We start from the raw sequence: 10,899 nt of genomic DNA, 5'->3' as shown, positions 1-10,899 counted from the left end.
GGATGCACGATTGGGATTGCCCACCCCGCGCAGCACCCGTTTCACGTGTGGGCCCATCGCGCACCGTGCGCCATTCCTAGACATGCCAGGACAGTCGGGGTCCCCCTACCGTACGCGTCGTGAAGGGCGTGAGGGTCAGGGGTGACACATACAGCCCCCGCGGCTCCCGCTTCCACCAGGCCCCGGTGCGCTGACGCTCCTCGCGGGACGTCATCCGGTAGTCATGGAGCACCGCGCGCACCAGACGGGGTGGATGGTCCGGAAAGGGATTGGCCGCGAACAACCCCAGGACCTCCGGCGAGCCCTCCAGCAGCCGCTCCAGCAGGGACAGGAACCACGAAGGCGGCCCGCCCAGCGCCGCGAACCACATCTGCCAGTCCAGCCGGGGCTGGTGGGGCGCCACCTGACGCGGTGGCCGGTCCACCGCCGCGGTCTTGTAGCGGAAGGGATACTCCACCCAGTGCTCGCCGTCGTCCGAGCCCTCGACGGAGATCTCCGGCCGGTCCACCGTCATCACCGCGAACAGGCCATAGGAGTTCACCGAGTGCAGCGGATGCGCCCGGTCCTCCAGCCAGCCCACCGCCTCCACCACGCGCGCCGGACCGCGCGGCCACCACCCCATCCGCCGCAGCAGCTCCGTGGTGCCGAGCGCCAGGAACGGCACCGCCGCGACCGAGGACACCGCCGTGCTCCACACCGACGGCCGCCGCGCGGGCCCCGCGTCCCGCCACAGGCGTTCGGGAAGCACGCGCCGCAGGGCCGCGTCGTCCAGCAGCCACAGCCCCAGGGCCAGCGACTGGAAGTTGAAGAAGCCGTAGTTGCCCGTGGTGATGATGGCCGCCTGCAACGCCGCGAAGGTGGCGAAGGCAACCTGCCGCACGCGCCGGGGTCCGAAGGAGAGGAAGGGCACCGCCGTCTCCACCGTCAGCACCCCCGCGGTGCCCGCGTGGCGCACCGCTCGTGGAAGCTGGTGCGCGACCCAGCCGCCCCGCGTGGGCAGGGGCGCGGTCTCGAAGTACACGTCGCACGCGCGCAGCTCACGCCACGTCCGGTCCCCCGAGTGGAACTTGCTCACCCCCGAGCCGAAGTAGAGCCGGAACACGAGCATCCGGAAGAGGAACACCTCCAGCGCGGACACGTCCCGTTTCCCCAGCCCGGGCCGCACGCCTGCCGGCGCGGTGAGCGCGCCCAACGCCCCCATCTCCAACAGCAGCACGTCCCACTGGAACGACAGGAACTCGCGCCCCAGGGACACATACGACAGGTACAGCGCCCACAGCGCCTTCGCGCTCAGCGCCGGGGCCACGTTGAGGATCAGCGCCAGCGACAACGCCTGCCCCACGCGGCACCCTCGCACCAGCGTCGCGTCGGACGCATCCAGCCAGAACACCGACGGCCGCCGCCATTTGCCCTGCGCGGCCCAACGCTCGGACTTCGCCACCTCGCGGATGGGACGGATGCCCTTGTCGCCATAGAGGCCCAGCATCTGGCGCCCCAGCGACGTGAAGGCGATGAGGAAGGTGCCTCCCAAGAGGCGCAGGAAGGCCCACCGCACCAGCCGGTGACTGGCGGGCTCCGTCACCCGGCTGAACAACCACGTGTCCAGGCGCGACGCGCGACGCCGGTGGCGCGCGATGAGTGAATACATCGCGCCCGCGCCCTGCTTGATGCCAGGCAGGAGCCCCAGCCGCGCGGCGAAGCGCGTCCCCGCGTGGGGCGACCAGGCGAGCATCCGGAAGACCGCCTCCGCTCCGGACGAGCGGCGCCCCGAGGGCTCCACGAGTTGCATCGCCCGGCGCATGTCCTTTTTCGGGATGCCTAGCAGCGTGAGCAGCCACCCGCTGGCGCGGACGAAGCGCACGCGGCCTTCCGTATCACCGCGCCAGCGCTCCACCCAGCGCTTGCAGAAGCCACAATCCCCATCGAACAGCACGAGCGGTCGCATCGCGTTCCTCCCTGGCGCCAGGACAAAGGTGCGTGCGGAACGGCCGATGCGAAGGGGGCCGCTGGAAGGGCTGGCAGGCAGCGGAGCGCGCGCCCGTGTCATCCCGGCGCCGGTGCCTAACTTTGTCCGCATGAGTGAGCCCAAGGCCCAGGCGAAGAAGACGGTCGAGGTCGTCCCGGGAGTGCATCACTGGACGGTCAAGGACGACCGGATCGGCGGCAGTCGCAGCGACGCGTACGCAGTGGTGGATGACGACGGCACCGTCACCCTCATCGACCCGTTGCCCATCGACGAGAAGGCCCTGCGCGAGCTGGGCAACCTTGAAGCCATCGTCATCACCGCGGGCAACCACCAGCGCTCCGCGTGGCGCATGCGCAAGGCGTTCGGCATTCCCGTCTGGGCTCCGGAAGGCGCCCAGGGCCTGGAGGAAAAGCCAGACTTCGAATACGTGGCCGGCCACACGCTGCCCGGCGGCATCAACACCTTCCAGACGCCCGGCCCCACCGAGTCCATGTACACGCTCTGGCTGCAGAAGAGCCCGCACGCGGTCGTCTTCATCTCCGACCTGCTGTCGCGCGAGGGCAAGGGCACGCCGAAGTTCGTCCCGGGCGAATACCAGGATGAGCCCATGCGCACCCGCGCCAGCATCCAGCGCATCCTGGACCACCTGCCCATCCAGACCATCTGCTTCGCGCACGGCGCGCCCATCGTCACCGACGGCGCCAGCGCCCTGCGCAAGGCCCTGGACCAGGACGACGAATACCCGAGCGCGCCGGCTCCGGCCTAACCGTGCAGCTCGCGCACCAGCACGTGGCCCGCGTCCTGCCCGGGAGGCACCAGCTCCAACCGGGCCCCCGCTTCCGCGCGGTCCAGAAGTGAGCCCAGCGCCACCAGGTCCGTGACGGGGATGCGCGTGGCGGGAGCCTGCTCCTCGCCGCGTGCCATGGCCTGCGCGACGCGAGCCTCGTCGCCCAGGTCGGTCTCATAGACGAAGGTGCGCTCGTCGTAGTCGTGTCCGCCGGGCACGCGCCCCACGAGCCGCATGGGCCCCAGCCGCGTGTGCACCCGCACCGCGGGATTGTCCCACTGGGTGACGCCGCGCAGCCGCTTCGCGCGCACCATGCCCAGCGTGAGCGTCTTCACCCATGACGAGGCACCCCGCCCCGGCAGGAAGCTGAACAGCGACACGCCCACGAAGAGCCCCGGCGTCAGCGACGGCGCCACGTAGCAGGCCGCGCCAATGGCCAGCTCCTCATCCGCCAGCAGCAACCGTTCGCGCGCGGGCGCCTTCAACAGCCGCGCGGGACAGCGCAGCAATCCAATGGCCCCGGGCAACAGGTACAGGTCCGACAGCACCCAACGCGGCACGCCGATGCCACCGAAGGCGAGCTGGTTGAGCGTGAGGTACTGCCGCGCCAGCTCCGCGTTGTGCTCCGCCAGCAGGTGCGTCACCGGGATGCCGGCGGGCGCCAGGTCCAGCGACGGGACGTGCACGCCGGAGCCCAGCGCCTGCAACGACAGCTCCGGGTTCGCGGCGAAGAACGCCTGGGCCAGCGGCGCGAGCTCACCCGCCATCGGCTTCGATGTCCTTCGCCACCGCGTCCAACCGGTACTCGGCGGGGAGTTGGACGCGGCTTGCGTCCACCGTGGCGCGCGACACCAGACACCGCGAGGAGCCGCCGCCCTTCTCCGTCAACTCTGGCATCGGCATGGGCACCACGCGCATGCCCAGCCCCTGCAACAGGTCCACCACGTGCGGCGGCATCACCGTGGGCGCGAGCAGGTCCCTGCCCAGGGGCAGTCCGTTGGTCGCATAGCGGCGGATGTCCGCCTCCGTCACCCGCACCAGCCGGTCCGCGCCGAAGCGCTGCTCCAGGAGCGCCACCGACTCCGGCGCCATCACGTCCGGGCACACCAGCAGCCGGTCCACCGCCGGCAGGGGCAGCACCGCCATGTTCCCGTGGAACGCGGGCTCGCGCACCTGCACGCGCAGCAGCTCGCCGGGGAAGTGGGGCTCCGCGGCCTCCAGTCCCTCCAGCGTGGTGCGCCCGCCCCAGAACAGCAGCGTCACGCCGTCGAACGTCGCCACGTCGCCGTGCGCCTCCCAGACGCCCGGGCCCGGCTCCACCACCTCCATCCCCATGCTCCGGGCCAGCGGCGCCCAGTGCTCGCTCTCAGCGAAGCGGTGCGCGCTCATCATCCGGGGCAGGAGGAACAGCGGGGCCTGCCCTTCGCGGGCCACCACCTGACCGCACTCGGCCGAGTAGGGCATGCCCGTCAGCACGTCCGAGGGCGAAGGCAGCGCCACCACCGTGCCTCCGCGCGCTTCGATGTGCCGCGCCAACGTCAGCCATTCCCGCCTCGCGCCGCGTGCATCCGCGGGAGCGGCCTCGCGGCTGCGGAAGTTCGCCCGGCCGCGCAGGGCCCAGCCCCGCCCCGGGGGAGACATCAGGAAGAGGTCCATCATCCCTTCGCTTCTAGTCCTCGCACGGGGGCGTCACAACGCATCCTCGACGCGACGTCCGGCCATCCGACGCCCGGCCGTCCAGCGGCCCACAGTGCACGGGGAGGCCCGTGCGGCGGATCCACGCGGGAGGCACATCCCTTCAAGCCCATGCGCCAGCCCGTCGCGTGTCCAGGGTGCGGATGACCCTGCGGCCTGCTCGGCCGCCCTCTCGTTTTTCACCCGTGGGGGCTCCTCACCCGCCCCGCGCACGCGATAGGGTGCACCCCTTTTTGAGCACAAACGGGTTGGGGCTTCATGCACTTTGAATCAGCCTTCGTGCTGCTGTTCTCCATCGCGACCGCGGTGGCGATCGCGGCGCGCTACTTCAAGTTTCCGTACACGGTGGCGCTGGTGCTGGCGGGCCTCGGCCTGGGCGTGGTGCACATCTTCGAACCGCCGCACCTGACGAAGGAACTGCTGTTCGCCGTGTTGCTGCCGGGCCTGCTGTTCGAGGCGGCCTTCCACGTCGACTTCCGCAAGTTCTGGAAGAACAAGCTGACCATCACCTCGCTGGCGATTCCCGGCGTGGTGGCGTCCATGGGACTCACGGCGCTGCTGCTGTCGCCGGCGATGAAGGGGATGAACTACCTGGAGGGCTTCGGCCTCATCCACGCGATGGTGTTCGCGTCGCTCATCGTGTCCACGGACCCCATCGCGGTGGTGGGCCTGTTCAAGGCGCTGGGCGCGCCCAAGCGACTGGCCATCCTGGTGGAGGGCGAAAGCCTGCTCAATGACGGCACCGCCGTGGTGCTGTTCATGCTTGTCGTGAGCGTGGCCAACGGGGAGAAGTTCACCGTGGGCGGGGCGACCTGGGACTTCATCAAGATCGCCGGCATGGGCGTCGTCATTGGCGCGGCGGTGGGCTTCGTGGTCGCGCAGGTCATGCAGCGCGTGGACGACGCGATGGTGGAAATCACCCTCACGATGATCGCGGCCTACGGTTCGTTCGTGGTGGCCGAACACTTCCACTACTCGGGCGTCATCGCGACGGTGGTGGCCGGCATGCTGTGTGGCAACTGGGCGGCACGGCTGAGCATGAGCCCCACCACGCGCGTCGCGGTGGAGAGCTTCTGGGAGTACCTGGCGTTCGCGCTCAACTCGGTGGTGTTCCTGCTCATCGGCCTGGAGGTGCAGCTCACGTCGCTGCTGGCATCGTGGCAGCCCATCCTGCTGGCGTACGGCGCGGTGGTCGTGGGCCGCGCGGTGGTCGTCTACGGCGTGTCCGGCCTGTTGCGCTTCACGTCGGAGCGGCTTCCGTGGAGTTGGAGCGCGGTGCTCACCTGGAGTGGCCTCAGGGGCGCGGTGTCCATGGTGCTGGTGCTCGGTCTTCCGGAGGACTTCGCCCACCGCGAGATGCTGGTGAACATGACGTTCGGCGTGGTGGTGCTCTCCATCATCTTCCAGGGCCTCACCGTCGCCCCGCTCCTCAAGCGCCTGGGCATCACCGGCATCAAGGACATCTACCAGGAGAAGTACGAGCTGGCCCGCGGCCGGCTGGGCGCCATCCACGCCGCCATCGCGTCGCTGGAGGCCATGCGCCGCTCGCGCGAAATCCCCGTGGACGTGCTGGAGCCCATGGAGCGCGAGTACCAGGAGAAGGCCCTGGCGGTGGAGCAGGAGCTCGCCGCGCTCAAGCAGCAGTCCACGCGCTTCCACGAGGAGGAGCACCAGGAGGCCGCCCGCCGCGTCCTCATCGTGGAGAAGGACGCCCTCTTCGACGCCTACCAGAAGGGCACGCTCAACAAGGAGGTCTTCGAACACCTGTGCGCGGAGCTGGATGAGCGCATCGCGAAGACCAAGGACGCGGAGGCCCACGTCCCCATGGAGGACGCCCACGCCAGTCCGGAGGCGCTGGCGTCCTGAGCGGCCCGCTACTGCTGCGTCCGGGCAAGCTGTTCGATGGCGTCCAGTTCCGCCCGGAGCGCCTCACGCGCTGACGCCGGAAGCGCGAGTGCATCAATGTCCCGCGCCAGCTCCCGGGCGCGGGGCACATCCCCCAGGGCCACGGCCAGCTCCGCCCGTGCCGCGAGCGCCCGGCCGCGCTCCTCCACCGTGCCGGCGTCCGCCTTCCTCAGCGCGACATCCAGGACCTTCGCCGCCGCGACGTCGTCGTTCTTGAAGTCCCGCAGACGGCGGGCCGTCTTCAGCGCCTTGCCGAGGAGCGACACCGGCCTCGCCTCTTCCTCTCCATGGCCGCCGGGTTCGTCGCGCCGGATGAACATGACCGAGTTGCCCGACGGGTCGACGACGGTGAAGCGCGTCTGCCCCTTCTTCATGCGCGTCACGCGCGGCAGGCCCTTGAGGGGAATCCGGCCGTAGGCCTTTCGCAGCGCCTCCGCGAAGGTCGCGTGCAGCGCCTCCACCTCCTCCACGATGACCAGACAACTGCTGAAGGCCGTCTGGGGATCCAACCCCTTCAGCCCGAAGAAGTGCAGGTGGGCACCGCCGCGCCGGGTGGCCGCGTAGGGGTTCGGGTTGCGTTGCTGGTACGTCACCTCGAAACCCAACAGGCCGTAGAACGTCAGCGTCGGCTCAATGGCGACGCACGGGAGCAATGGAATACAGGCGTCATGTTTCATGGGCACCGTCCTCCGGGGTGAGGTCCTTCTCGAGCCGCAGGCGCGCTTCGCGAACACCTTCGACCGCCGCGGACAGGAGCCCCGGAGCGAGGCTCGCCCCCAGCCGGTTCGCCCACGCGGCATGCGCGGCCTCCACCTTGCGCAGGGCGCGCCGTCCCGCCGCCGTCAGCGAGAGCAGCTTCGCGCGCTGGTGATGGGGGTTCTCCACGTACGTGACGAAGCCGTCGCTCGCGAGCGCATCCGCCGTCTGCTGCACGCTCTGCCGGGCAAGGCCCATGGTGCGCGCCACCGCCGCCACCGTGGCGGGCCCGTGGTCGATGACACCCAGCACCTGCCAGCGCGCACTCGTCAGCCCCGCCGGAGCGCTCAGCCGGTCCCCGGCCTGGAGCAGCAGCCCGTTCAACTGGAACACTTCCAAGATGAGGTCGGTGAAGGCGGCGGCGTCCCTGGGCAGTGGCGACATGGGCAGGAACCTGTCAATTCGACAGGAACCTGTCAATCCTTGCTACCCGCCTGTCGGGGAGCCCGACGACCCGGAAGGCCCCCACCTCCCGTATGAAAGGAACCGGGCCCGGTATCGTCGCGGCGTTGCGAGCGACCCGGACCTTCAGGAGATGCGACGCATGCGGCGGACATGGAGCACCTGGGTGGCCCTCTGCCTCTTCGCGGGAGGCTGCACGCCGCTCGACCTCACCGTGCTCTCCCCGGGCCAACTGGCCCGCTCGCGAATCCTCCCCGAGCCGCCGGGCGCCGCGTGCCCGTACGGGGGCCAGGCCCTCCAGACGGGGTTGGACTTGAACGAGGACGGCGAGCTGGGGGCGGACGAAGTCACGCTCACCCAGTACGCCTGCGCCAAGGCCCCCACCTCCGAACCCACGCCCGCGCAGGTGGTGGTGCGGACGCTGAAGCTGGACCCCGGCACCCCGTGCCCGGACGGCGGACAGGTGACCCAGGCGGGGCTCGACACGAACGGCAACGGCACGCTGGACGACGAGGAAGTCACCCGCGAGGTCCACACCTGCCAGGGCGCCGTGCCCGTGCGCGCGCGCGTCCGTCCGGTGGCGACCCACGTCCTCTGTCCCTCCATCGCGACGGTGCTGGAGGCCGGCGAGGACGCGGACGGCAACGGCGTGCTCGACCCCTCGGAGGTCCAGGCCTCCCATCCCTTCTGCGAGGTGGACACCCCCCGGCTCCAGTTCCAGCTCCAGCCCGAGCCGGCCGGAGGACGCTGCGGGCGCCCCGGCACCCGGGTGGACGCCTACGGCGACCTCAACGGCAATGGCCAGCGGGATGCCGACACGGAGCCCGCCGTCATCCTCACCGTGTGCCAGTCCACGCGCGTCTACGAGGGCACCTACGTGGTGGCGGACGCGGCGGACCTCGCGGTCCTCCAGGGCGTCACCCGTGTCACGGGAGACCTGCGCGTCACCAGTGAGACGCTGACGGGGCTCACCCTGCCGGAGCTGTCCGTCGTCCAGGGCTCCCTGGGCATCGAGTCCAACGCGCTGCTCTCCCACGTCGCCCTGCCCGGCCTGCGCTTCGCCCGGGACGTCGCGCTGAATGACAACGCGGTGCTCGCCACGGCGGCGCTCGGTGACGCGGCCGGGTCGCAGGTCCACGTGGACCGGAACCTGTCGGTGCGTGGCAATCCCCAGCTCGCCTCCCTCGACGGACTGCGCGCGCTGACGCCCCGGAATGAACTGGGCGTTTCGGAGAACGCCCTGCTGGAGACGTTCACGTTCCCCTACGTCACCAGCCTCCCCGGGGGACTCGCCGTGCAGCGCAACCCGAAGCTGCGCACGTTCAGCCTTCCCGCGCTCGCCTCCGCCGAAGGCCTGTCGCTGTCCCAGAACGCGGCGCTGGAATCCCTGGCGGGACTGCCCGGGCTGCGCACCGTCGAACACCTCGACATCTTCTCCAACGGCGCGCTGACGTCGCTTTCGGGGTTCGACACCCTCATCTCCGCCAACTCCATCACCGTGGCCCGGAACGCGAAGCTCCAGACGATGACGGGCTTCCTCCCCAATCTCATCCGCGCGGGCTCGGTGCTCATCGGTGACAACGCCGCGCTGGAGTCCGCGGGCGGCATGTCGTCGCTGCGGACCGTGTCGGAGTCGTTCACCCTGCGCAACAACGCCCGCCTTCAGCGGGTGACGGACCTGGAGTCCCTCGAAGCCATCTTCAGCCTCACCGTGGAGTTGAACCCCATGCTCACCGACCTGGGCGGCTTCGGGCCCCTGCTGCGGATGGAGCGCCTGTCGGTCCGCTACAACCGGGACCTGCAGGAGCTGTCCCGGCTCAACGAGCTGCGCTACCTCCAGTTCCTCAAGCTCACGGACAACCCCAGCCTCACCGGCCTGGGCCTGGAGTCGCTGCTCGCGGTGGAGCAGGGGTTCTCCGTGGAGAACAACCCCCTGCTGCCCACCTGCCGCGTGCAGCAGCTGGCGGACCGCGCCTACTCCGGTTCGCCCTTCGAGCTCAGCATCCTCGGCAATGACAACCAGACGCCCTGCCAGCCGTAGCCACCGCGCGCACCGTCAGCTCGCGCCGCCCTCCACCCGCGACTGGAGCACCGCGCCCAGCACCTCCGCGGTGTCCTCGCGCAGCCGGGTGAGGTGCGTGTAGAGCACGTCCTCCACCTGGGACACCGCCTCCGGGGGCGCGCCCGCCTCGCGCAGGCCCGCCAGCACCGCGTACGCCGCCACGCCCAGCGGCCCCACGAAGCCGCGCGACTCCTCCCAGAACTCCTCGAAGCACGGCACCGCCTCGCCCGCCACCACGCGCCCGAGCCGCCCCAGGCACACCTCCCAGTAGGCCCGGTGCGCGTCGCGGGCCGCGGCTTCCGCGAACGGACCCTGGCGCACCTGGACCCGCGTGCCTCCATCATTGGTGGGGTGGAAGGCCAGCTCCGCCCGGGTGCGTCCTGACGGCACCGGCCCGCCCTCCCAATCCATTTCAAGCGCCAACGACTTCGGTGGCTCCGCCTCCACGACGCAGCCCACCTGCGCGAACGAACGACCCAGGGCGTCCCGCAGCACCACCCGGTAGGGCTGGCCCAGGGCGCCTGGATCCGGCGCGTGCGTGCGGTGACAGCCCGGCGGCGCGCCGAACCAGCGGCGGATGAGCGAGGGCTGCTCGAACGCGGGGAACACCGCCTCCGGCGGCACCGGCAGCTTCCAATCCAGCTCCAGCTCCAGGTCGCTCACGCCTGCACCCCCGAGCGCGTGCGCAGCTCGAACCGGGGCACGCGCGCCAGCTCCGCTTCCGGCGCCCGGTACTGCTCCACCACCAGGCTGATCCGCGAGTCCTCCAGCCCCTTCGCGCCGGAGGAGATGGCCTCCACCTCATGCAACAGGTCACCCCGGAACATCACCAGCGCGCGCTCCAGGGGCGTCACCTCCGCCACCCGACCTCCCCGGTGGTACAGCCGCAGCGCCCCGCCCCGGAGTTCCTTCGGAACCTGGACATACAGCACGCTCACCGCCACCGGGCATCCGATACTGGGACCGTAGAATTCAAGACTCCGGTCGATGTGCGCCGCGACCCCACGGCCCTGTCCCACCAACAGGGGATTGAGCAGGAAGGCGTTGCACTCCGACAGCAGCGTCTTCGCCAGGTACGGCGCGAACGCCGGAAAGCGCCGCGTCACGTCCGGCAGGGCCTCCCGGCGGAACGTCAGCGAGAAGCCGTAGGTGCCGGAGAACTGCCCCGACAGGTTCGACTCCCCCAGGAGCGACGAGCCCAGGATGGCCGAGCGGATGGACGCCGTCGTCTCCTCGGGCAGGGCCTCGGGAGTGCGGTGGAAGAAGGTGTCGAGCCGGAAGGCCCCACCCCACGGTGGCTGGAAGCGCATGGCCCCGGAGTCTACC

General features: G+C 70.5%; 10 protein-coding genes. 3 read left to right on the top strand and 7 right to left on the bottom strand.

Translation table 11 applies throughout. From position 1 onward, the window contains the following. Positions 1–76: 76 nt before the first annotated feature. Positions 77–1,945: a lipase maturation factor family protein gene (locus D7Y13_RS30920; RefSeq protein WP_199732947.1), complete on the bottom strand. Its 1,869-nt coding sequence runs from the start codon at positions 1,943–1,945 to the stop codon at positions 77–79. 130 nt (positions 1,946–2,075) lie between these two features. Between D7Y13_RS30920 and D7Y13_RS30915 the strand changes: the two genes are divergently transcribed. Then, positions 2,076–2,732, top strand: a complete 657-nt coding sequence (locus tag D7Y13_RS30915) for an MBL fold metallo-hydrolase (protein ID WP_233595927.1) — start codon at positions 2,076–2,078, stop codon at positions 2,730–2,732. Here the strand turns inward: D7Y13_RS30915 and D7Y13_RS30910 are convergent. Both D7Y13_RS30910 and D7Y13_RS30905 read right to left on the bottom strand, forming a co-directional pair. Then, positions 2,729–3,520: a hypothetical protein gene (locus D7Y13_RS30910; protein WP_120537112.1), complete on the bottom strand. Its 792-nt coding sequence runs from the start codon at positions 3,518–3,520 to the stop codon at positions 2,729–2,731. The genes D7Y13_RS30915 and D7Y13_RS30910 overlap by 4 nt on opposite strands. Beyond that, positions 3,510–4,412 (bottom strand): dimethylarginine dimethylaminohydrolase family protein, encoded by a 903-nt coding sequence (locus D7Y13_RS30905; protein ID WP_233595928.1) that lies wholly within the window; start codon positions 4,410–4,412, stop codon positions 3,510–3,512. The genes D7Y13_RS30910 and D7Y13_RS30905 overlap by 11 nt, the downstream gene beginning before the upstream one ends. A gap of 294 nt (positions 4,413–4,706) precedes the next feature. Between D7Y13_RS30905 and D7Y13_RS30900 the strand changes: the two genes are divergently transcribed. Further along, positions 4,707–6,314: a Na+/H+ antiporter gene (locus tag D7Y13_RS30900; RefSeq protein WP_120585625.1), complete on the top strand. Its 1,608-nt coding sequence runs from the start codon at positions 4,707–4,709 to the stop codon at positions 6,312–6,314. An 8-nt stretch (positions 6,315–6,322) separates the two neighbouring features. On the opposite strand, the gene D7Y13_RS30895 is transcribed toward D7Y13_RS30900, so the two are convergent. Then, positions 6,323–7,030 carry a DUF8817 family protein gene (locus D7Y13_RS30895; protein ID WP_120585626.1) on the bottom strand — a complete coding sequence of 236 codons (708 nt, stop codon included), beginning with the start codon at positions 7,028–7,030 and terminating at the stop codon, positions 6,323–6,325. Continuing rightward, entirely contained in the window at positions 7,020–7,493 is a 474-nt protein-coding gene (locus tag D7Y13_RS30890; protein ID WP_120537115.1) for a MarR family winged helix-turn-helix transcriptional regulator, read from the bottom strand. The genes D7Y13_RS30895 and D7Y13_RS30890 overlap by 11 nt, the downstream gene beginning before the upstream one ends. Before the next feature lie 160 nt (positions 7,494–7,653). On the opposite strand from D7Y13_RS30890, the gene D7Y13_RS30885 reads away from it, so the two are divergent. Further along, the gene (locus tag D7Y13_RS30885; protein ID WP_120585627.1) at positions 7,654–9,552 is read left to right on the top strand and encodes a DUF7151 family protein; all 1,899 of its coding nucleotides are present in this window, start codon (positions 7,654–7,656) and stop codon (positions 9,550–9,552) included. Positions 9,553–9,567: 15 nt separating this feature from the next. Here the strand turns inward: D7Y13_RS30885 and D7Y13_RS30880 are convergent, their stop codons facing one another. Together D7Y13_RS30880 and D7Y13_RS30875 are read right to left on the bottom strand one after the other, a co-directional pair. Further along, positions 9,568–10,236 carry an SRPBCC family protein gene (locus tag D7Y13_RS30880; RefSeq protein ID WP_120585628.1) on the bottom strand — a complete coding sequence of 223 codons (669 nt, stop codon included), beginning with the start codon at positions 10,234–10,236 and terminating at the stop codon, positions 9,568–9,570. After that, on the bottom strand, positions 10,233–10,899 hold a 667-nt coding region (locus D7Y13_RS30875), incomplete at its 5' end, for a 2OG-Fe(II) oxygenase (RefSeq protein ID WP_233595929.1). The genes D7Y13_RS30880 and D7Y13_RS30875, both read right to left, overlap by 4 nt.

The sequence above is a fragment of the Corallococcus praedator genome, assembly GCF_003612125.1.
Taxonomy (GTDB): Bacteria; Myxococcota; Myxococcia; order Myxococcales; family Myxococcaceae; genus Corallococcus; species Corallococcus praedator.
Note: the sequence above shows the minus strand (reverse complement) of the source record. Positions and strands in the feature narration are given on the sequence as shown.